Genomic DNA, 24,148 nt, shown 5'->3' on the forward strand with positions numbered 1-24,148 from the left:
TTACAGTCCTTCACATAAATGTGAAGGGCTTTTTGCTGTATTCTTTTTCAGAGTGGATGAATCTGTTAAAAAATTGACACTATCATTCTACAAAATTAGTTTATGATATTGTCGTTAGATGTCGCAGCCTATCGCTACTGATCATTTGATGGGCAATAGTGAAGAAATACGATAGAAGTCACCAAACAGGAGAGATGATGAATGAAACCGGAAGTCTTGCCACAGCGTGCAGCAGCTCGCAGGCAGAAAAATAAGAAAAAGAAACGAAAAGGAAAATTTGGTCGCTTTATGCTGCGACTTTTTATTGTATTCCTGTTAGCAGGAATTGGAGGTGGTGCATGGTTGTTTTTAACCCCTTCTGGCAAGGACATGCGCTATTTGGCTGCAGACACGCTGATTACGACTCAGCATCGTCACTGGGCGAAATATTTTATCGGCGAAGCAGAGGCGAAGAAGCGCGTGGCTGAATATTCGGCCCGGTTCGAAGAGATGGGTGAAGAGAAGGATAGACATACAATCAACTTGCCTGATCTGATACCTACTAAAGTACAACAAACGCCGTTGGTTGAAGTGGAAGAGGTGTCAAGTCGTAACTATCATGGCTATGTTATGACGGTGCATGACCCCACTAAAATTAGGCTCGGGGTTCCTGCTAAAGTCGGCCGGGGAGAACATGTATCTAGCATGGTCGAGCGTTTGGGGGCTGTTGCTGGTGTGAATGGCGGTGGATTCGCTGATCCCAACTGGAACGGGAATGGCTTTAAACCGATTGGTGTTGTCATTTCTCAGGGTCAGATATACTACAACGATATGGGTAAAAATGCCTCTGTTCAAATCGTAGGTATTGATAAACAGGGAAAAATGATAGCCGGTCACTATTCGTTGTCCGAGTTGTCCAAAATGAATGTGCAAGAAGCGGTTACTTTCCAACCACGGCTAATCGTGAATGGAAAAGGTCTGATTCGCAATGCAAGCGAGGGATGGGGCATTGCTCCCCGTACCGCGATGGGACAGAGAGCAGACGGGGCAATCCTTTTCGTAACCGTCGACGGTCGCCAGCCTGGGTACAGCATAGGTGCCAACTTGTATGATATGCAAAATATTTTACTTAAACATGGAGCGGTTATCGGTGCTAATCTGGATGGAGGTTCATCAACGGTGCTCGTCAAGGATAACACCATTGTCAACAAGCCTTCCTCTGAATACGGAGAACGATATTTGCCGACTGCGTTTCTCGTATTTGAGCATCCAGAGGCCGTCAGTATCCCGAACATCTGGGCAGGGATGAGACCTGGAGACATTGACGCAGCCAAAAAGAAATAGAGCCGGAATGAACAAGTCTATTAAGTGAACGGAGACTCATAATGAAGCTAGATCGAACAGGATTTCAGCGATTGTTTGTCGCCTTGCTGATGCTTCCATTACTCTTGACAACAATGCATCAAGGAGAAGCCAAAGCGGTTGAACAGGGAACCACAGCACCTCAATCAACACAACTAACAGATATTGTTATAGCCGGTCAACCCTTAAACAACAAGACCAAATCTCTATTGATTGACGGTAAGCTCATGGTACCGCTTAACCCTTTGGCTGAAGCTGTAGGTGCAAGCTACCATTGGGATGCTAAAAAAAAGCAGGTCACGCTGCAAAAGTGGGCTGAACCCTTAGTTCTTAAGGAGAAATCACGTAAAAACAAGCAGCAGCTTACATTTGAGGTTGTAGGTAAAGACGTATATGTGCCTCTTAGAGATGTATCGCTTGATTTAGGTTATACGTTGGAGAAGACAAATACACAGATTCAGATCCAGCCACCGATTCACGGTAAACTAAAAGAACAAATATATGAGGGAGATCTCGTGGCAGCACGTGAAGCATTAATCCACTTAGAAAGACGTTCTGTCCATCCTTATATAGAAGCACATCGTCCTAACACTGAGCTGCTGTCCAGTGTCTATATGTTCCCCCAAGGCGAAGCATTGCGGTATTTTACAGTGAACGGGGATGTGCTGAGTCTGGTTGAAGTGAAGGACGGTTTTCCGATTGTTACCTATGAAGGGTATGTGGGAGCTCCCTTTGATAAAACCTTTACGATGGAATACGATCCACTGGAGCTGTTTTTGGCCAATAAAGCCAAAGATCAGTGGGGAACCTATCCGAAATTAAATAAGCCGCTGATCTACGAGTATACTACAGGATGGGGGGACAGCAGCTCTACTTATTATGGGCGTATTACTACGAATAAAAAAGAAGAGCTGTTGGGTACGACGGGTGATCCGGTAAGCGGACTCCCAGCCAATGCCAAGCAGATCATGAAAACCTTCAAGCTGCCGTGGGAATCGCGTACAGATGCCCAGCAGGCGATAGAGTAAGATGAGTTAAACAGCTATTACAAAAAGCGTGTATCGTTGAAGTTAATTTAACTTCCCGGTACACGCTTTTTACACTGAAATGATGATTGACCTTGTAAGTTGCTCAAACTTTTATTAGACGTCATGTTCTGCTTCGAGAAATACGGCGATCAGAATACGCGCGTTGTTTTCTCCAACATTTTTGGCATAGTGGGGGATGGCTGCTCTCCAGCTAAAGGAATCTCCTGCTTCCAGCGTAGCTGAATCCTCGCCCTGCTCCACGTATACCGTACCCTCCAAAATAAAGTGAATCTCATCCCCGGCATGAGCATGCTCTTCTTCTGTAGATGAGCCTGGCGGCATGTCCACCAGCATCATTTTGACATTACCCTGACCACCCAAATGATCGACCTGGAGCTTGTTTTTACCATACAATGTTTTACGGCGCTCGTCCTTACGAATCACTTGCATCCGTTCCTCTTCTTTAAGAAGCAGAAATGCGAGAGGTACGTTCAGCGCATTAGCGATGCTGTCCAATGTAGCGATGGAAGGGGAAGTTTTATTATTTTCTACTTGACTCATAAACCCTTGAGATAGACCGGTTCGTTCGCATATTTGCTGGATGGATAAATTTTTACGTTTACGAGCCGCGCGAATGTTGCATCCTATACCCATAGAGCGTTCCTCCTTTTAGAAAATATAATGTATACTAATTTATTATTCATCATACCAAATAATTTGTTGACAGACTATAGTTTCTTATGCTAAATTCACTTTACAAAATAATTATTACTATTACTAATAATTTGAGTTTGATTCACACTTATGTGTTGCTGTATAGATTCAGAAGTTATTATTTTTTTAACCAAGTTATTAGTAATATAAATTAATTATTCATATACACTTGTATGAGTGTATTAAAACAAACAGAATGGAGAGATAAAGATGAGTTCAGCAAGCAGAAATGTTTCTACAATTATGCGGGTGGCGCTCGGAATTTTGTTTTTGGCACACGGAATTGCTAAATTCCAAATGGGATTGGGTAATGTTGCAGGCTGGTTTTCCAGCATTGGTGTCCCAGGATTTTTAGGTTATGTCGTTGCGGTGATAGAGTTGGTCGGCGGGATTGCATTAATTCTTGGATTGCTTACTCGTTATGTATCCGGACTATTAGTTATTGTATTGATCGGCGCTATTTTCACGGCCAAATTGTCTGGCGGGTTGATGGGGAATGGTCAAGGCGCTGGCTATGAGCTGGATATTGCTTTTATTCTGGTAGCTCTTCATCTCGTATTTGCACCGACAACTCGCTGGTCTCTGGATTCTTTGTTCAGCCGTCGTGGGTCAACAGAACAATAAATTTGATTAAGCCTTAGTCCTCCAATCCATGTAGAAAGAGGGAAATCTGATGACAGCACATATTCATGACAACACTAAAATCGGGCAGGTTTCATTAAAAGTTAGTAACTTGGAGCGTTCGATTCAATTTTACACTGAGGTCGTTGGTTTACAGCTTCTGCGTCAAACGGCGGATACCGCTGAATTGACTGTCGACGGAAAGCATGCGCTACTGATCCTTAACTATATTGAAAATGCAGTTATTCTGCCGCGCCAGTCCGTAGCCGGATTATATCACTTTGCTATTCTTCTACCGAACCGTGTAGCTCTTGGCCTGTCTTTGCGTAATCTGCTAGCTCATGAGATTGAAATCGGACAGGGAGATCATGATGTAAGTGAAGCACTATACATCCATGATCCCGATAATAACGGGATTGAAATCTATGCGGATCGTCCTCGTGATCAATGGAAAAGAGATGCAGATGGATTTTACATGATGGGAACAGGTCCCGTGGATGCAGAAGACCTGATTGCCATTTCTGAAAATATACCTTGGCAGGGGCTGCCACAGGAAACAGTAATTGGGCACGTTCACTTCCATGTATCTAATTTGCGCACAGCACAGCAATTTTATTGCGATGTGCTTGGCTTTGACATTACGTGCCGATATGGATCTTCAGCCCTGTTCGTTTCCGCAGGTGGCTACCACCACCATATGGGCTTGAATATATGGGCAGGTGAAGGAGCGCTACCAGCTCCAGAACAGGCTGCTGGATTGGATTATTTTGAACTGATTGTTCCAGACCAACAAGAATTGGATGCCATTACTGCTCGTTTGACTGCGGCAGGTTATCGATTGCAAGAACGTGATGGGGCCTTGTATGTGGCTGACCCGTTCCGTATTCAAATCAAATTGGTTCATGGTCAAACCATTTAACATAGCAAGAACGTAACAGAAAAGGGTATTCCTATGAGCCGTACTGGCTGGGAATACCCTTTTTTTATATCCTAAAACAAACTCCAATCCAAATCGCGGGACATTGTCTCCAGCAAGTGTACCCCCGCTGTACTGTTGCCCATACGATTCAATGAAGGTCCCACTAACCCGATGCCGTATCGTCCAGGTACCATCGTCATTATACTGCCAGATACGCCGCTTTTGGCAGGGAGCCCGACTTGAATGGCGAATTCACCAGAGGCGTCATACATACCGCATGTTGTCATAAATGTTTTGGCGATCTGTACATAGCGACGGGGAATCAGAGGTATACCTGTGATCGGATCACGGCCATTGTAGGCTAGTATGAGTCCCATACGTGCTAAATCTGTACAGTTCAATTTGACAGCACAATGTCTGAAATAGACGTCAAGCACATCCTCCACATGACCTCTTAAAATCCCCTTTTCCATTAGAAAATAAGCAAGGGAACGGTTTAAATGGCCTGTGGCTGATTCTGAATCGTAGACATCCTGATCATATTCCAATGTGTCATTATGAGTAAGCAGACGGAAAAATTGAAGGACACGGGCAAATCTCTCTTCTGGACTGTTTCCGCGAATCAGAGAGGAGACAGCAATTGCTCCAGCGTTAATCAGTGGATTAAACGGTATCCCCGGCTCAACCAGTTCTAGCTTTAGCATGGAATTAAAACGGTCCCCGGTAGGCTCCATCCCCACCTTAGAGAAGACAACGTCCTCTCCATTATCCATCAAGGCCAGAATGAGCGTAAATACCTTTGAGATGCTCTGCATCGTAAATTGTATTTCCGTATCTCCGGCTACCACGGTCTCACCCGCACCGTTCATTACCACAATACCCAGCGCGTCGGCCGGAGCTTTGGACAGTTCGGGAATATATGCTGCTACCTTGCCATGAATATACTCATGGCGGCTTTGTTCTACCCATTCCGGCAGTTTGGTCTGTAATCTTTGCCACTCCGATGTCATTTCTTTTCCTCCAGTCGAGTAACCAATCTGTGGTATTTTATTGTAGAGCAAGAAGTAGCTATATACTTATTTTAAAGAAATTTTCAGTCGAAAAACAAGCTCTGATGTCATTTCTTTTTCTCCAGTTAAATATCCAACCTATTGTAATATCTGGATTATGGCTGACAGGAGAAGGAGATGATCTTAAACATGTTACACGGTATGTTAGCGGATTACCCGCGGGAGAAAACGATTCATCAATTGTTTGAGGAGCAGGTTGAGCGTACACCGGACCACGTAGCGGTTGTATTTGGGGACAAGCACTTGACGTATGCCGATCTGAACAAACAGGCCAATCAGCTTGCACATGTTTTGCGAGCCAAAGGTGTAGATAAAGACGAGCCCGTCGGGATCATGGTTGACTGCTCATTGGAGATGATTATCGGGATTTTCGGAATTTTAAAAGCCGGGGGAGCCTATGTGCCGATTGATCCGCAATATCCCAAGGAACGTATACGCTATATGCTGACGGATTCCGGCGCAACCCTCCTGCTGACCCGGCTTCCAATCCACAACCCATTGGGGCTCGACAGTCTTGTACTGGATTTGATGGACAAGCGGAATTATGGAAAAGAAACAGGGAATCTCACATCTATTCAAGGTTCCGATACGCTAGCATGCATTATGTATACGTCCGGTTCTACGGGCGAACCTAAGGGAACCTTAACGATGCACTACAACATTACACGTGTTGTTAAAAAGCCAAATTACATCCATTTCTCGACAAAAGATCGGATATTGCAAGTGTCCAGTTTTTCGTTTGATGGTGCTACATTTGGTATTTATGGGGCTTTGCTTAATGGGGGCACTCTTGTTTTGAGCACACAGGATCAATCTATGAATGCACGGGAGCTATCAAATATACTACGTACACAACAGATTACAAAATGCTTCGTCGCGACAGCTCTTTTTAATGCATTGGTGGATATTGATCCCGGCTGCTTTGCAACCATTGAAACCTTGCTATTCGGTGGTGAGAAGGTGTCGGTCAGCCATGTGCGTAAAGCGTTCGCTGTTCTGGGTCCCGGCCGTTTAATTCATGTCTATGGACCGACGGAGAGCACGGTATTTGCTACGTATTACCCGATTGATCATTTGGACGAAAATGCAAATACTGTGCCGATCGGCAAACCAATTAGCAACACGAAGATTTATGTCCTGGATTCGAAGCTGTGTCCTCTGCCGCAGGGAGTTGCAGGCGAATTGTACATCGCTGGCGATGGATTAGTTAAAGGTTATTTGAATCGTCCAGAGCTGACAGCAGAGCGGTTTATTCAGTCTTCACGGGTACCTGGAGGCAGGTTGTATCGTACCGGAGATTGGGTACAAGAGCAAACGGACGGAAACATCGAATATATTAGCCGGATCGACGGTCAAGTGAAAATACGGGGGTACCGAATTGAGCCAGGAGAAATAGAGTCGCATCTATTAAAAGTAAATGATATACAAGAAGCGGCTGTTATTGCCCGCGAAAATGAGGTCGGTCAGAAGCAACTGGAAGCGTACTTTACAGCGACCACAAAACTGACAGCAGTTGAAATTAAATTTGCTCTCTCTAAAAAGCTGCCGAACTACATGATTCCCTCTTTTTTTATTCAATTAGAGCAGATGCCACTGACACTGAATGGTAAGCTGGATCGCAAGGCACTATTGGCCCTTCAAGGAAATATGCATGCTGGAGTAGAATATGTTCCTCCTGAGCCGGGACTGGAGACGAAGCTGATGGATATCTGGCAGGATGTATTGGGACTGCAGGAGATCAGTGTTTTAGATAGCTTTGTCGACCTCGGTGGACATTCTATTCATGCGCTTACATTAATGTCAAGGATGGAGTGGGCAGGATATCACGTCACTTTAACAGACATTTATCACTATAAAACGATTCGGGCCCTCGCTGATTACCTTCGTTCAACACAGAATAGTGTTATCGGGTCCCAACAGCAGCAGGGCATCATTAAAACAAGACATCAGCTGATGTCTTGGCTTCACCAAGAAACGGATGGTGTTTTTGAGTGGGTGAAATACCAAGTAAGGGATTTTATTCACGAAGTTAGAGATATTCAGGTGCTTTACTCCGACATGGTGGCTGACGTTAACCATATCTTGCGGATTATGGACGGAAAAGTAGCTCCAGAGCTACTGCCACACTATATTGTACCACTGCATCTAAGAGCTGAAATGGCTGATCAATACTGGACGATGGATGAAGAGGAATTTTTCCAGCGTCTAGGCTTAAAGAGCATGAATTCGGATCCAGTGGAAAGTTTACGCAAGCAATTGGAAGATGATTATTTGAAAAAAGATCAGTTTCTTAAAAGAGGGGAAGTGGCACAAGAATATCCGCTAAGTGGAATTCAACAAATGCAAATATCGTTTCAAACACCACCAAGTTTAGGTATATTTAGGCTGGATGAGTGTGTGAATTATGATTTTTTGAATCAGGCCTACAATCATTTTGTCCAAAGTCAAGGGTTACTGAGGAGTGTTCCGACCCAAAGAGATGGATGGACTTATTGGAGGGAATACGTACTGCCTAGTGATAGTGTGCCAAGACTTAACATTGTTGACGTGTCAGCTTACAATCCATGTGGCCCCCTTATGGAAATGATAAATGATTATGTTACAAATACACGATTCGCCGGAGAGCATATGTTGTTTCACATGTTTGTGCTGAAACGGAACCTGCGTGAACATTATGTCATTACTATTTATCATCATGCGATATGCGATCGGGTGACCTCGGAAGTAGCTGAGAGACAGTTGATTGCTAGCTACAGGAGTCTACTTCAAAATCGCTCCCTTCCTACGGATGAAGTGAAGCCCTATGTGGAGTATGTTAGACAAATCCAAAGTGGACCAAAAGGAATCACGGAACCAGAATTAATATCATCTTTTAATTTGGAAGCGTTCCAAAAAAGCAAGCAATACATCTTCCAAGCCCCGAAGCTTCGAACGAGCACAGAAGCCTACCTGTTTAACGTATGCATTCCCGCTGCAAATCCTTCTTTAGAGCTGGCGCTTTATGTCTATACAAGGGGCCTGCAAACTTATTTAGGTATGGATAAGCTGCCATTGTTATTTTTATATGATGGAAGAAGATACGACGAGGAAGCTTATTATAACACGACCGGTGAATTTATTGATTTTGTGCCTATGCTGTTGGATCTGGAGCAAAATCCAGATGAAATGATGCAGTCTGTCAGAAGCAGACTGGATTTATTAAAATACCATACGATCAATTTTATGAATCTTCTTACAAGCCCTGATTACGAAGACAAGTGGAAACGGAGCAGAACACTTGCACAGTTGGGGAAGCAGTATGAGCAACTGGATTTATTCATGTTTAACTATTTAGGAAACAGCACGAAGGCAGGCTCAAAATACAGCAATTATTATGATGATACCGTTATAAAGCAACCGAATCCACTGCCGATCCATTCACTGTTCAATTGCATTGCTTCTTCCTACACGGATGGTCTTATCTTTTCTATACGATGCAGTTACGAGATAGAAGTAGAGGAAGTCAGGAACGCTTTTTATCAAGCTGCTGGTATAGCATCCCGGATAGGGGAGGTACAATAAGTGATAGAGTCATCCACTATACCTAGTCAGAGTGGGTCTGATAGACCACGACGTTATTTGCCTTTATTTTCTCACTCCAGTAGAAATATCTCACAGTCCGCAGGCCACAATCAAGTGCTTTACGGCATTCGTTTGGAGACAAGACAGGTCCAAGCGATTATAGGATTTGTACAGGATCATCAAATGGGCATGCCGTCCTTTATAACAGCCATATGGTCCGTACTGGTATCCCATTACGCCAATCACTATACTTTGCCTGTTGTATATTCTATGATATCCGACAAAGAAGAAAAAGGAGATCGTCTGGATTATCCGCTACTCATTCATATACAAAGGGAAGATGATCTTTTCTCTTTGATACAAAGGGTACAAATGGATTGGAACAAACGACATACCAGCGGCGATTGGAGAGAGGATTCTTCGCAGCAAACTAAAGTCGATCCTCGATCAGGAGGAGAGAAGGATTTCTTCAATGTGGGTATCACAGAAATGTGTGATCATTTCCTATCTTCAAGTTCAAATGTGAAAGCACAGGCTCTTTTACAAAGTATAGATCAGCTAGAAATCGCACTCTGCTACCATTATGATGCGGATGTATTGGAGTGCGCAATACAGTATGATGGCAATCGTTTTGGAGAAAAACAAATCGCTAGCTTCGCAGGCCATTTTCAAACATTGCTGGAAAATGCACTCCTTTTTCCGCAGAAAAAGATACTATTTCACTCCATGCTGACCACGGAAGAACGCGAACAGATGCAACAATGGAATGATACAGAACAAGCCTATCCTTTGGATAAAACGGTGGTTCAATTAATCGAGGAGCAAGCTGATCGAACACCCAATGCGATCGCTTTGGAGTTTGGTGAGCAGAAGCTGACCTATTATGAGTTAAATCACCGGGCAAATCAAATCAGCCACATGATTATAGAGTCGCATTTGCTGCAAGGACATGGCTCTCTGCCGGCTGGCACGCTGATTGCTATCATTATGGACAGGAGCGCAGATGTGGTCCCGTCAATGCTCGGAGTTATGAAAGCAGGAGCTGCTTACCTTCCGGTCGATCCCCAATATCCTGGAGAGCGGTTGCGATTTATTTTAGAAGATGCACAGGCCCAAATGATTATAACGCACAGTCAATTAGTAAGCAGGATAAATCCATATATTTCTCAACTGGGTATGAAACCACATACGCTGATTTGTGTGGATGAATGCTCGGAGCAACAGGACTGCTATCCTTACGAAAATTTGCAGATCGGGCTGAAACAGAATGATCTGGCTTATGTCATCTACACCTCTGGGTCTACCGGAAAACCGAAGGGAACTCTCATTGAACATGCTGGCTTGGTTACGTTGATCCCTTATCTTGTTGAAAAGTTTGGTATTACGTCCGACTCAAGAGTCATGCAATTCGCCTCCATGAGTTTCGACGCTTCGGTCTACGAATGGATCGGTACGTTATCAGTAGGCGGGACTTTGGTTGTCCTTTCAGACGATGAACTACCACCTTATGCAGACATTTCAGATATTCTGGCAGAGAAGAAGATCCACATTGCCATGCTGACACCATCGGTGCTCCGAACAATGAAACATAGAGAATTGCCCAAATTGCGTACACTTGTATCTGCTGGAGAACCCTGTACACCTGATATTGTCGACTATTGGGGAAGAGGAAGACAATTTGTGAACGCTTACGGGCCGACCGAAGTAACGATTATTTGTGCTACTTCTGTCTGCCAGCCAGGAAAAGAAATTACGATTGGCAAACCCGTTTATAACAAACGTTTATTCGTCTTGAACTCATTCGGCAATCCTGTGCCTGTCGGCGTTCCCGGCGAACTATGGGTAGGGGGCATTGGGCTTGCCAGAGGATATTTGAATCGTGAGGAACTGACTCGAGAACGATTCGTTCACAAAGAGATTGCAGTCAGCAGTGAATATCCGTCACACAGTGAGCGGTTATATAAAACCGGGGACATTGTGAAATGGACGCCGGATGGAGAACTGGTATTTATAGGGCGTAGTGATGAACAGATTAAAATCAGAGGGTATCGTATCGAACTGGGTGAAATAGAATATCAGCTACGCCAACATCCTGACATCGGTCAATGTGTCGTTCAAACCTGGAAGGACGGGTCATACCATAAACTGGTAGCTTATTATACTGCTCTAGAAGAACTGAAAGAGGCGGAATTGACGCAGCACTTGGGTGCTATATTACCAGTTTATATGGTTCCATCATATTTTTGTCATTTGGATTATTTTCCGGTAAATAGAAATGGAAAAGTCGACCGTGGGGCTCTCCCCGACCCGAAGAGCATCTTATTTCTTCAAGCTGATGAAGTTGTGGAAGCAGACGAGGATGATCTTGAAAAGCGTTTGCTTAGGATTTGGCGACAGATTTTAAAAAGGGGAGATATCGGAGTTAACGACCATTTTTACGCTGTTGGGGGAGATTCAATTCTTGCCATTCAGGTCGTATCTATGGCCAGAGATCACGGTATGATACTTACTCCAAGACTAGTGGCAGAGCATCCAACTATTAAGAAATTAGCTACTGTTGTTACTTGGACAAACAGTAATCAAACGGAAGAGCGTATGGTTGATTTGACAGGCGAATTTGGCTTGACACCGATTCAGCAGTGGTTTTTCGAGCAACAGTTTGTAGAGCCGCATTATTTCAATCAATCCCAGCTGTTTGTGCTCCGTGATTTTGATCCTGTGAGATTGGAAACTGCCATTAATCAATTGATTCGATTACATCCAGAGCTTTCGACGGAGATCGTGGTCAGGGAACATGTGTATTCGCAGCGCTATCGAACGGATGCCTCCATTCAACTGGCTTGCTATACCCTTCAACAAATTGATTATCCTGAATCCGAAATTTTAAGCAAATGTGATGCGTGGAACAGACAATTGAATTATGAGACCGGCGCTATGATATATGCAGGAGTAATCCAAGGTCATCCTGATGGTAAAGCTCGTTTATTTATGACTATACATCATCTGGTCATTGATGGAGTTTCCTGGAGAATATTGGTTCAGGAATTGTGTCAATTGTATCAGGGGACTGCACTGCCGCCCGTTTTGAATCCATACAAAAAGTGGCACTCTGTATTGATGAGTTATTCTGAACATAAGGATACGTTAAGTCATATTGAGTATTGGAAAATAGTACAGCACCAAGCTGCAGCATTTGTGCTGCCAGTAGACCATTACCCGGCTCATAAAAAGAGCAGTGCATCGTCGGAATTGGTTACGATGCTTACTTTCGACGATACGGAGCTGCTTTTGCACCATTGCTCCCAGGCTTACCATACTGAGATCAACGATTTGCTGCTTACAGCTTGGTCCTTGGCACTCTCCGATTGGTCTGGACAGACAACGATTGCATTTCGCTTAGAAGGTCATGGACGTGAGCATTTTGTATCCGATATAGACCTTACAAGAACTATCGGTTGGTTTACCTCTATGTTTCCGGTATGCATTCGGATTCTGGATAGCGGCTCTTTGGGAGCGACGATTAAATCTGTCAAAGAGCAATTGCGCTATATTCCTCACCGTGGTATGTCATATGGTGCTTTGAGATACTGCCACCCGCACGAAGAAGTCCGTTCCGAGTTAGCAGCTTCTGAACCTCAGGCTCTTTTTAATTACTTGGGCCAATTTGATCAGGGTAATATGAACGAGTCAAACGAGTGGCTAGAGTTTACACGTGACGCAGCACAGGATTATAGCTCACCGCTTAATCATGGAACAAGCCTATTGGAACTCAATTGTTCCATAGTTCATGGCAAGCTGCATCTGTTTATGAAATATAGCAAATGTCACTATGAAGAAGTAACTATAACTCAATTGCTAGAAGCTTTTATAACACGTCTGCTTGCTATTATCAAGCATTGCAGCCAGGCTGAATACGAAGAATTCACGCCTAGTGATTTTCCATCCGTGTCCTTGGAACAGCATTCGCTCGATCAGATCGTAAAGACATATCATTTGCAACATGGTCTAGATAAAATGCTGTATCTAAGTCCCTTACAGGAAGGACTACTGTTCCATTACTTGGACCATTCCGCCTCCGATCAATATTTCGTGCAGGTTCGTTGGAAATATCATGGCAGGCTAGAGGTAGATCGTTACCGGGAAGCCTGGAACAGCGTCATTGCCGAAAATGATAGCTTGCGGACTTGCTACATTTGGGAGACGTTGGACAAGCCCTTACAATGTATTGTCCGAAATGCAGAATTGGAATGGACGTTTTTGGATTTTGAAGCAGAGCAACCAGAGCGGCAACAAGAGCATATCGAACGCTGGATGACAATTAATCGCCGTTTTGATCTAACTCAGCCTGCGTTCCGCCTAACCCTAATTCAGATTGCTCCGAACGAATGGACGATGATTTGGAGTTACCACCATATTTTGCTGGACGGTTGGAGCCTGCCGCTACTGCTGAATCGGGTACATGAGCTCTATGCTTGCAGCCTGCAAAATCGGATACCTCAACGTAACTTGAACCGTTCTTTTGAATCTTATATTCGTTGGCTAAATAATAAGGATCGCACGGAGGCCGAGACATTCTGGAGGGCATATTTGGCCGACGTAACGGAGCCGACACGACCACCGATAGAAAAAGGTACACTTCCCGATGTACATCAACCGATAGAGAACCAGCAGATCGAAACGCTTATTATCGATTCAAGACGAACCAAGCAGATCGCTAATTTTGTACAGCAAGTACAAGTTTCGCTAAATACACTGGTACAGTTCGCATGGGGCAAAATGCTACAAGTCTATCATGATGCCGATACAACCATTTTTGGCATGGTGGTATCCGGGAGAGGATCGGATCTTGCACAAGCGGATCGGATCACAGGTATGCTGATTAATACACTGCCTTTAGTCATGCACTGGAATGTGGAGCAAACCATCACGGAGTATGTACAACAGCTGCACCAAATCATTCAGAAACTAAACGACCACAGTTATGTGAGTCTGAACGAATTGAAGAGCTGGTCTGGTATTCAAGGACATGCCATGTTTTATAGCATCGTGGCATTCGAAAATTATTTAAACGACTATCGGCAGCCTGAAAATGAATTGAAGATGTCAGCTATGGAGGAACGAGAGAAAACGAATTATCCAATAACGATCACCGTGGCTCATGACGGGGAACAGATCATCATCAAGTTTATATATGATGCTGATCGACTGAAGCAAGAAACGGTTAGCCGATTGGCAGAACAACTGCAAAATACGGTGCAATATGTGCTGGATTATCCGAATCACACCGTCGGAGACGTTTGCTTCATGAATAAGGATGAATATGATCGAATCGTCTATGACTGGAATAATACGTATACAGCATATCCCAGAGATCGTTCGATTGTTGACTTATTTCAGGAGCAAGCAAAGCTGCGGTCTTCACAGCCAGCAGTAATCGCGCACAATCAGGTTATGTCCTACCACAGCCTAAACCTCATGTCTCAGCACATTGCCAACAGGTTAGCGGATGATGGTAATGCCAGTAGTCATGGAAAGTTTATTGGAGTTTACTTGCCGCGTTCTCTTGAATTCATTGTCTCCATCCTGGCGATCATGAAAGCGGGATATGCCTATGTTCCTATTGATCCTGATTTTCCGGCAGAAAGAACCCGAGAATTAATCAAGGATGCTGGACTGGATACTATCCTCACTTCACAGGAAGGAACAAAACGTATCTCGGAAGCTTGTAAGGGAATCCGTTTAACATTGATTGATACAGAACATTTTGTCCAAAATGGAGTTGTACAACAGGAAAAGAAGGAAAATAGGGTTGCTCCCAATGACCTTGCTTATCTCATGTATACTTCTGGATCGACGGGAAAACCGAAAGGCGTTATGGTGGAACATCGCAATGTCATTCGCTTGGTCAAAAACACTTGTTATTTCCCATTTTCTTCTGACATCAGATTACTCTATACGGGTTCGCCTGTTTTTGACGCTTCTACGTTTGAAATTTGGGGGACGTTGCTGAATGGCGGCCAGCTGTTTGTAATTTCCAAAGACGATCTTTTAAATATCCATGTGCTGGAGCAGCGAATAAAGGAGTGGAGAATTAATACCCTATGGTTAAGTTCTGCCCTGTGTAATCACTGGATTGAAGAAAATGAAAAGCTGTTTGCTGGACTCCAATGGTTGGTCGTAGGTGGGGAAATTTTGTCGGTTAAACATATCAATCGTATCCGGCTCGCCTATCCGGAACTTTCGATTCTCAATGCATACGGTCCTACGGAGAACACCACTTTTTCGACGAGCTACCGGATCGAAAAGCCATTTGAGCAGAATATTCCTATCGGTAAGCCCATAAGTAATTCAACTTGTTATATTTTGGACAAACGGGGCCGTGTCCAGCCTGTCGGAGCAGTCGGGGAATTATACGTGGGAGGAGACGGGGTGGCGAGGGGTTATTGGCAGCAAAACCAATTGACACAACATGCGTTTACTCCAAATCCACACCGCTCTGCCAAAGATCGTGAAAGAGGCACAAATTTAGTATTATATCGTACGGGAGATCGAGTGAGATGGTTGCCAGACGGGAATATCGAGTATATCGGACGGGTTGATGATCAGATAAAACTCCGCGGATATCGAATCGAACTCGGAGAAGTCGAGTTCCGTCTTAGTAGCTATCCTGCGATAAAAGAATGCCTGGTCCTTATGCAGGAGGTTCATGGTGATCTCCGAATGTTCGCTTACTATACAGCGGAAGAGGAAGAACGAGAGGAACAGCTTCATGCTTTTATGGCCGACGTTCTGCCATCATATATGCTGCCGTTTCGTTACATTTGGCTAAAATCGTTCCCATTAACGATTAACGGGAAAATTGATCGCAAAAAGCTTCCTTTACCTGAAATCCATAGTGATAAAGAAGCAAGTGCTGGACCGTGGACTGAATTGGAGCAAACCATAGAAGAAGTTTGGAGCATGGTCCTGAAGCTAGATTACATTGGCAAGAATGAAGACTTTCACACGTTGGGAGGACATTCACTCCATGCATTGCGCATAGCCAGCCTGCTGCAAAAAAGCGGATATCCGGTTACGGTTAACCAGATATTTCGCGAACAGACGATCGAACGTTTGGCACTTTCGTTGAGCAATGCAATGACGGATACAGCGGCTGCCCTCTGTCCAAACATGGATAACCCGTATATTCAGTCTATAAGAAAAACATACCCGTATGACGGATTTCCACTGTCTGCTGTACAAAAACGTTTTTTCCAAAGAGACCTTGTGAATCGCAACATGTTTAATGTACCTTACCTGGCTCTGCTCAAAAATTACATTCCTACAGAATTGCTGAACACGTCGATTGAACAACTATTGAGCAAACATGCGGCGTTACGGCTGTCATTTGCTCAACTGGAGGATGATGAATGGTATCAATTTGAGCAGAAAATAAGTGTACAACAGGTGGTTTCTTACGTGGATTTGTGCATGGTTTCGGGATCACATGACGCCTATATTTCGGACTACTGCTCGAAAGTGCAGCATGAATTCGATATCAAGGAAGGACCTTTATGGAAGGTTGTATGGTTTGAGCACTATTATGACGAGAGCCAACAGGTGATATTGCTTCTGTTCCATCATTTAATTTTTGATGGAATCTCTATAAACATTTTTTTAGAGGATTTGAGACATCTTCTCTTGCCGGGACAAGGGAGTAATCTGGCGCTACATGTGGAGGAGGGAAGCAGTTATCGGGATTGGTGCATGGCGTTGACGCAATATGCGATGAAAGACACTTTTTCTAAAGCATTCACTTTTTGGAACAGGATTGTAGAAGGCGGACAATCTTTGCAGGTTGACACGGAATCTGAGGCACAGCCTCTCCATCGCCACATGAAAACTATAACGCTTGATTTACTTGAAGGAGAAGAGCATCTTCAGCTATTAAAGGCATTGGCTGTAAAGCATCAAACTACACCACTGAGCATCCTACTAACGGCATTATCACAGGCTTGTTTTCAATTGAAAAACCAATCGGATTTGCTGCTGCATGTCATGTCTTATCAACGTGAGTCCTTTTTGCCGGGTATTGTGATTGATCGTACTATTGGTTTTTTTGCTGGAGCATATCCCCTTCGTATTCAGATCCCGGCAGGAGATCAGTCGGACAATTGGGAAATGGCACTGAGACATGTCATACACATGTTGCAGCATGTTCCATCTGAAGGCATGGATTACTTTATTTTACGTTATATGATACAGGATGTTTATCCAAATACGAAACCACTGAGAGACGGAACGCACATGCTTTTCCATTACCAATCAGAGGAAATGAACGGAATAGCTGATGATTTGTATGAGCCTTTATCGATTTCTTACGGAAGCACGAATGCGGCGGACAACCCCTCTGCTTACAAGTTAAATATGACGGCAGACCTTAGACGAGATAGATTAAGTTTAACCTGCTATTATAGTTCACTGCATTATAAGGATCAGACGATCGCAGAGCTAATACGCTTTATATCCGAATATCTGTATCGAAGCATTGGTGTTCGACCATATAGCATGATAATGGAGGGAGCCTCAGATTATGAAAATATATGAATTTTGCCCTTTTTTCAATGAAAATCGCATTGCAGAGATTAAAATAAAAGAAAATGCCAGCTGGATCGACGAACTGCACGTAATCGAAGCCAACAAGACATTCAGCTATTTGGATAAGCCCTGCAACTTTAATCCAGATTATATAGGTCCCAAGGTCATTCACCATCCATTTCATGCGGATGAACTGTTTCGCGCACCTGAAGAGCATTCATTGTATTTTGATGTGGATCGCTGCGGCGCAGATCACTTTGACCACTGGTACTGGAGTCTGCTCAGTCATAACAGTGCGTTTCACAATGAAGCTTGCCAAAGAAACAGGAGCACCTTTATTTTGCAGGAAAAGGTTGAGGATGATGATGTGATCATCTTGGCTGATTTCGATGAGATCATTGACAGCCGGATGGCGGATCGTATTGTTGCGGAAGTGAAGAAACATCATATTATTACGATAAAAATGCACTATTCTGTATTTTTCCTGAATCTTTTTTGCCAATCTAATCATGGTGCTCCTCATTGGAGCTATCGCGTGTTTGCTATGACCGGACGCTACTTCAAAAGTATGCCTTTCTCACCCGATTATCTCAGGAAAAAGGGGATTGCTGAAGCGTTGTATCATGACATTTATTGTCTGGAGGAGCCGGCTGGATTCCATCATTCGTGGCTTGAATATCAGAAAACTGCACTTCCCAAACTGCAAGCATTTGCCGCCAATGTAGAAGATAAAAGTATTTTGAATGCAGAGTATATTGATCAATGCTTACAAGATAAAAAGCTGTACTATATCGACACCGAACTTTATGTTGATAACTCAAAATCGTTTTTGAGCAGCCTACAGGAGCTCGAAAACGATGATCTTTGGTACAAGTAAAGTGAAAGAGATCAAATAAAAAAACTGCCGACAGGATCGGCAGTTTAGTTTAAAGCCTTCTGATGGTTCAGATTGATTCATCGGAAGGTTATTTTGCTATGTACTTGAAATCAATAGTAGCTGCTGGAGTTCAATGAGCTTATAATAGCAGGCAATAGAGCAACAGCCATAATGATATAGATCACAATTACAATAGCAGCCCAAAGAAGACCTGCCTTAGCGTAGTTCGCTTTGCTCGGATTCGTCGAGCCGCTAAAAGCCCACACAAACAGCATAACAAGTCCAACTACCGGTATAGCCATCAGGAGTAAACTGATCATCCACTCCTTGAATGAAACAGGTGGCGGGTAAACAGGGGCTGGTCTGGATGGTGCTCCTTGTTGATTGTGTTGCGGATTAAACTGGTTAGACAATTGAATCTTCTCCCTACGTGTTTAGTATGTTGTGTTTCCTATATTGACCAAAACATCATACATGATATGACAATAAGCAACAAGCAAAATTCAGTAAACAGTCTAATAGAACTATCACATGATCAAAAATAGGTCTATACACCCTATTGACGACGCACTATTTATATATTATTGTAATGATATTAACATTTTGTTTTTATCAATTTATTCAAATTAAAAATTACATAAAGCATTCGTTGCTTGCTTGTGAAGCAAAAGCGAGGATGCCCCAAATATGAGCAGGTGGGTGACACAAATGAAAGATAAATTGAAACACAATCACAGTGGCTTGACGGAAGAGCAATTTCTGGCCCTTTATGATGCGAATCAATATGAACGCCCATCCGTAACGGTAGATATGCTGCTATTTACTGTAATGGATCAGCTCCAGCAAAATTACCGTAAGCTACCGGAGAAGACACTTCAGCTTCTATTGATCCAAAGAGGAGAGCACCCCTTTATAGGACAATGGGCGTTGCCTGGCGGTTTTGTAGACATGAATGAAAGCCTCGAAGAAGCTGCACGACGCGAGCTTAAAACCGAAACCAATGTCGATCAGATTTATATGGAGCAGCTGTATACTTGGGGAGATGTGGCACGTGATCCGCGTATGCGGGTGATCAGCTGCGCTTATATGGCGTTAGTTGATCATGAATCCTTGGAGGTACAGGCAGGGGATGATGCCGCAGATGCTCAATGGTTTGAACTGGATTACAGTGTGGCTCAGGAGACGCGGACGAATCAACCGGAAGGTTATACGTGGGAGCAAAACATTGACATTACATTGAAGCATGCGGACATCCTCCTGTCAGCCAAAGTGAAAGTAACTGAAATTCTTAAGGGGAAAACCATAGAAATCAAGCGAGAAGTGCTGGAGTCACAGGGAATTGCTTTTGATCATGCCAAAATTATTGCGTATGGTATTGAGCGTCTGCGCAGCAAAATTGAATATACAGATATTGCGTTTCACCTGATGCCAGCTCTGTTTACACTGAGTGAACTTCAGCAGGTGTATGAAATTATTTTAGGTAAGGAGCTGTTGGCCGCAGCTTTTCGTCGCAAAATAGCAGATCTCGTGGAAGAAACCAATGAATACAGGAAGGCGGCCGGGCATCGTCCGTCCAAGTTATACCGATTTAAGCCACGGTCACGTTTTATATAGCATAAAAGAAAGAAGAAGTGAGGAATATTTATGGAAAAGTTTACATTTTTTTATCGCAGTCATTCGCCATTTTCGCAATGGTACCCTTGTGAATTTGTCGTGGATGGGTTGGAGTTTAACTGTGCCGAGCAATATATGATGCTAAAAAAAGCGCAGCTTTTTGGAGACGAAGAGGCAGCCCTGAAAATTATGCAAGCCCCCACCCCAAGGGAGCAAAAAGCCCGTGGTCGCAGTGTGCGCGGATTTGACCAATCCTTGTGGGAAGCAAATTGCCAGCAAATCGTGTATGACGGAAATTATGCCAAGTTCACCCAAAATCAGAATTTGCTCAAGCACCTGCTTAAAACGAAGGGAACTACTCTGGTTGAGGCTAGTCCGACGGACACCATTTGGGGTGTAGGCTTAGCTGAAAATGATGCTCGTATACGGCACCGGAAGCTATGGCGGGGTACGAACTGGCTGGGGGAAATATTGACGAATTTACGTGAGGATCTATTGCAAAAGGAGGATTAGTCACCATGAAAAACACAATGAATTCCCGGAGTAATCGGGATGTTCGATCATATATGGCGCATGAAACACTGTCCATTTTGGAAAATGGGCATTATACGAATACCAAACAGGTACAAGTAAATATAGCAAAAGAGGTAGAAAATGCGGTCACAGGCTCGAAGCTATATAGACCTTCTCAACTGGTAGCCATAAAGCAAGAGGCAGAGCAAAGAATAAAAAGTATATGGGGAGCTTCTTCCGATGTAGGCGAACAGGCGATCATTGGAAAGATAGAAGTTACGGGAGAAAGTACGTTGCAGGCCGCACATAGACTCCAGGTCGAGGAGAAGCGGGAACACGTAGCATGTTTGAATTTTGCATCAGCCAAAAACCCAGGAGGTGGATTCCTCGGAGGCAGTCAGGCTCAAGAGGAAAGCTTAGCTCGTTCATCAGCGCTGTATCCTTGCATTTCACAAATGGAGGAAATGTATCAACATAATCGGAAGCTGCGGAGCTGTTTTTATTCAGATTATATGATTTATTCTCCCCAAGTTCCTGTTTTTCGGGATGATCAGGGAACATTGCTGGAAAATCCGTATTTAGTCGATTTCCTGACCGCGCCTGCTGTGAATGCTGGAGTCGTGCGTGAACGGGAGCCAGAGCAGGTCAATCGGATTGGAGAAGTCATGTTGGAGCGTATCCGTTATATTTTGGGAATGGCCATGCAAAATGGTGTAGAACATCTTGTGCTTGGTGCTTATGGTTGTGGGGTATTCCGCAATAAGCCGGAAGAGGTTGCCGACTGGTTTAAGCAAGTACTTGTAGCTGAAGGATATGGACTGCTGTTTGAACAGATTGTGTTTGCGGTATTGGACCACAAAACAGAGCAACGTACTTTAAACAGTTTTAAAAATGCTCTATCCTGATATCAGAGACATATTAACCATTAATACTGATGAAATAGGAGAGTGCTGAATGAACCCATCTTCCAACATTACCTGGCATGTATCAGAAGTGGATAAGCAAGCTCGACAGCTTCTGAACGGACATAAGAGTCCGGTGCTTTGGTTTACGGGGCTGTCTGGCTCGGGAAAGTCAACGGTATCCTCCACACTCGAAAAAGCGTTATATGCACGAGGGATACGTACGTTTATTTTGGATGGGGATAATGTTCGGCATGGTTTGAATCGCAATTTGGGTTTCCTACCCGCTGACCGCAAAGAAAATATTCGTCGTATAGCGGAAGTGTCCAAGCTAATGGCACATGCGGGGGTTCTAACGATTTGCGCTACCATTTCGCCTTATCGTGAGGATCGTGAAATGGTAAAGGACATTTTACAACAGGAAGGCTGCTACGAGATTTATATCCAATGCAGTCTAGAGGAATGCGAGCGTCGTGATCCAAAAGGCATGTACAAGAAAGCAAGAGCTGGAGAAATTCAACATTTTACAGGGATTGATGCTCCATATGAAGTACCGTTGGAACCTGATTTAATCGTATCTACTGAAGGCCGGGACGTAAGTCAGTCGGTACAGGATATTCTGGACTTTCTCGATAGAAAGCAGCTGCTATTATGATTTTATGATGAATTCCATATGAATATTGTCTAAAAGTCTCCATAACAAAACCTAAAAAGTGATCAATGTAATTATTACAGAACGTAAAAAATTGAAGTCATTTTATTGTAAATAAATACAGCACGTATTACGGCAAGCCTTAAGGGGCTTGCTTTTTCTTTTTTAATTTAAACTAATTCTAAATCCTAGATTATAATAATTATAAAAAAGTATTGATTTTTGTTTGTGCACAATTTATAGTGAAAAGCACATGGTCAACCAATTCAATCAAGAGGTGATTTCAATTATGAGTAACCAACCAACAAACCTGACTACAAGCTGGGGCGCTCCTGTTGGAGATAATCAGAATTCGATTACAGCAGGCTCACGGGGGCCTGTATTAATTCAGGATGTGCATCTGCTGGAAAAATTGGCGCATTTTAACCGGGAGCGTGTGCCGGAACGGGTTGTTCATGCTAAAGGTGCGGGGGCACACGGATATTTTGAAGTCACTAATGATTTGTCTTCATATACAAAAGCAAGCTTTTTGTCCGAAGTGGGTAAGCGTACACCGATGTTTATCCGTTTTTCTACTGTGGCAGGTGAGTTAGGCTCGTCCGATACTGTACGCGATCCACGTGGATTTGCGGTAAAGTTTTATACAGAAGAAGGAAACTATGATCTCGTGGGCAATAATACACCTGTCTTTTTTATTCGGGATGCCATTAAATTTCCTGACTTTATTCATACGCAAAAACGTCATCCTCAAACGCATTTAAAAAACCCGAATGCGGTCTGGGATTTCTGGTCCTTGTCTCCTGAATCGCTGCATCAGGTAAGTATTCTCATGTCTGATCGCGGTATTCCGGCTACACTTCGACATATGCATGGTTTTGGCAGCCACACGTTCAAGTGGGTGAACGCCGAGGGGCAGGCCGTATGGGTGAAATATCATTTTAAAACAGAACAAGGCATACAAAATCTCGATGTGGATTTAGCTGCGAAAATTGCCGGTGAAAACCCGGATTATCATATACAAGATTTGTTTAATGCGATTAAAAAGGGCGATTTCCCGGCATGGAAACTTTATGTGCAGATTATGCCCATAGAAGATGCGGATACGTACCGTTTTGATCCATTTGATGTGACCAAAGTATGGTCTCAAAAGGATTACCCTCTGATCGAGGTAGGGCGCATGGTGCTGAATCGCAATCCTGAGAACTACTTTGCTGAGGTAGAGCAGGTGACATTCTCGCCAGGTTCATTTGTTCCAGGTATTGAGGCATCCCCGGATAAGATGCTGCAAGGACGCTTGTTTGCCTATGGTGACGCACATCGCTACCGTGTAGGCGCAAACCATAATGCGTTGCCAATCAATCGGCCGCATGCGGAAGTACACAACTACCAACGCGATGGTGCATTGCGCAGTGACAGTAATGGCGGGGGATCTGTCTATTATGAGCCTAATAGTCTCGGTGGACCGAAAGAATCACCAGCTCACAAAATTGCTCCTTTTGAAGTGTCTGGCGAGGCACAAAGTGTAGCCTATGATCATCACGATCACTACACACAACCAGGGGACCTGTACCGCTTGCTCAGTGAAGAGGAGCGCTCACGCCTGGTCCGAAACATCGTAAATGCGATGAAGCCTGTAGAAAGTGATGAAATCAAACTGCGTCAGATCGGCCATTTCTATAAAGCTGATCCTGAATACGGACGTCGTGTAGCGGATGGTCTAGGCTTGACCGTTCCACAAGACGAGTAGAAGGATTGGTAA

At 43.8% G+C, this 24,148-nt stretch carries 15 protein-coding genes; 12 read left to right on the forward strand and 3 right to left on the reverse strand.

Annotated elements, in window-relative coordinates; genetic code table 11:
* The first annotated feature begins 201 nt into the window (after positions 1 to 201).
* The gene (locus OIU26_RS20230; protein WP_264217807.1) at positions 202 to 1,323 is read left to right on the forward strand and encodes a phosphodiester glycosidase family protein; all 1,122 of its coding nucleotides are present in this window, start codon (positions 202 to 204) and stop codon (positions 1,321 to 1,323) included.
* A gap of 41 nt (positions 1,324 to 1,364) precedes the next feature.
* Positions 1,365 to 2,369, forward strand: a complete 1,005-nt coding sequence (locus OIU26_RS20235; RefSeq protein ID WP_264217808.1) for a copper amine oxidase N-terminal domain-containing protein — start codon at positions 1,365 to 1,367, stop codon at positions 2,367 to 2,369.
* A 114-nt stretch (positions 2,370 to 2,483) separates the two neighbouring features.
* Here OIU26_RS20235 and OIU26_RS20240 read toward each other — a convergent pair whose 3' ends face one another.
* On the reverse strand, positions 2,484 to 3,023 hold the full coding sequence (locus OIU26_RS20240) for a helix-turn-helix domain-containing protein (RefSeq protein WP_165080650.1): 540 nt from the start codon (positions 3,021 to 3,023) through the stop codon (positions 2,484 to 2,486).
* A 270-nt stretch (positions 3,024 to 3,293) separates the two neighbouring features.
* Here OIU26_RS20240 and OIU26_RS20245 point away from each other — a divergent pair, with 270 nt between their 5' ends.
* Positions 3,294 to 3,707: a DoxX family protein gene (locus OIU26_RS20245; protein ID WP_016820790.1), complete on the forward strand. Its 414-nt coding sequence runs from the start codon at positions 3,294 to 3,296 to the stop codon at positions 3,705 to 3,707.
* Between the two features lie 49 nt (positions 3,708 to 3,756).
* Positions 3,757 to 4,623, forward strand: a complete 867-nt coding sequence (locus OIU26_RS20250; RefSeq protein ID WP_264217809.1) for a VOC family protein — start codon at positions 3,757 to 3,759, stop codon at positions 4,621 to 4,623.
* A gap of 71 nt (positions 4,624 to 4,694) precedes the next feature.
* Here OIU26_RS20250 and glsA read toward each other — a convergent pair whose 3' ends face one another.
* Positions 4,695 to 5,633: a glutaminase A gene (glsA, locus tag OIU26_RS20255; RefSeq protein ID WP_264217810.1), complete on the reverse strand. Its 939-nt coding sequence runs from the start codon at positions 5,631 to 5,633 to the stop codon at positions 4,695 to 4,697.
* 177 nt (positions 5,634 to 5,810) lie between these two features.
* Here glsA and OIU26_RS20260 point away from each other — a divergent pair, with 177 nt between their 5' ends.
* From OIU26_RS20260 to OIU26_RS20270, 3 genes are read left to right on the forward strand one after another with little or no spacing between them, the layout of a single operon-like run.
* Positions 5,811 to 9,254: a non-ribosomal peptide synthetase gene (locus OIU26_RS20260; protein WP_264217811.1), complete on the forward strand. Its 3,444-nt coding sequence runs from the start codon at positions 5,811 to 5,813 to the stop codon at positions 9,252 to 9,254.
* Entirely contained in the window at positions 9,255 to 17,840 is an 8,586-nt protein-coding gene (locus tag OIU26_RS20265; protein ID WP_264217812.1) for a non-ribosomal peptide synthetase, read from the forward strand.
* Positions 17,827 to 18,708, forward strand: a complete 882-nt coding sequence (locus tag OIU26_RS20270) for a hypothetical protein (RefSeq protein WP_264217813.1) — start codon at positions 17,827 to 17,829, stop codon at positions 18,706 to 18,708. The genes OIU26_RS20265 and OIU26_RS20270 overlap by 14 nt, the downstream gene beginning before the upstream one ends.
* Before the next feature lie 110 nt (positions 18,709 to 18,818).
* On the opposite strand, the gene OIU26_RS20275 is transcribed toward OIU26_RS20270, so the two are convergent.
* Positions 18,819 to 19,121: a hypothetical protein gene (locus OIU26_RS20275; protein WP_043885972.1), complete on the reverse strand. Its 303-nt coding sequence runs from the start codon at positions 19,119 to 19,121 to the stop codon at positions 18,819 to 18,821.
* Positions 19,122 to 19,416: 295 nt separating this feature from the next.
* On the opposite strand from OIU26_RS20275, the gene OIU26_RS20280 reads away from it, so the two are divergent.
* The 5 genes from OIU26_RS20280 to katA all read left to right on the forward strand — a co-directional run bounded on the left by OIU26_RS20280 (position 19,417) and on the right by katA (position 24,136).
* Positions 19,417 to 20,322 (forward strand): NUDIX hydrolase, encoded by a 906-nt coding sequence (locus OIU26_RS20280; protein WP_058830842.1) that lies wholly within the window; start codon positions 19,417 to 19,419, stop codon positions 20,320 to 20,322.
* A 30-nt stretch (positions 20,323 to 20,352) separates the two neighbouring features.
* Positions 20,353 to 20,835, forward strand: coding sequence for an NADAR family protein (locus OIU26_RS20285; RefSeq protein ID WP_013371357.1), 483 nt, complete (start codon positions 20,353 to 20,355; stop codon positions 20,833 to 20,835).
* Between the two features lie 5 nt (positions 20,836 to 20,840).
* The gene (locus OIU26_RS20290; protein WP_264217814.1) at positions 20,841 to 21,740 is read left to right on the forward strand and encodes a TIGR02452 family protein; all 900 of its coding nucleotides are present in this window, start codon (positions 20,841 to 20,843) and stop codon (positions 21,738 to 21,740) included.
* A 49-nt stretch (positions 21,741 to 21,789) separates the two neighbouring features.
* Positions 21,790 to 22,392 (forward strand): adenylyl-sulfate kinase, encoded by a 603-nt coding sequence (cysC, locus tag OIU26_RS20295; protein ID WP_264217815.1) that lies wholly within the window; start codon positions 21,790 to 21,792, stop codon positions 22,390 to 22,392.
* A 286-nt stretch (positions 22,393 to 22,678) separates the two neighbouring features.
* Positions 22,679 to 24,136 (forward strand): catalase KatA, encoded by a 1,458-nt coding sequence (gene katA, locus OIU26_RS20300; protein WP_264217816.1) that lies wholly within the window; start codon positions 22,679 to 22,681, stop codon positions 24,134 to 24,136.
* Positions 24,137 to 24,148: the final 12 nt, after the last annotated feature.

Origin of the sequence: Paenibacillus sp. BT-177 (assembly GCF_025846815.2) — a bacterium.
Classification (GTDB): Bacteria; Bacillota; Bacilli; order Paenibacillales; family Paenibacillaceae; genus Paenibacillus; species Paenibacillus polymyxa_C.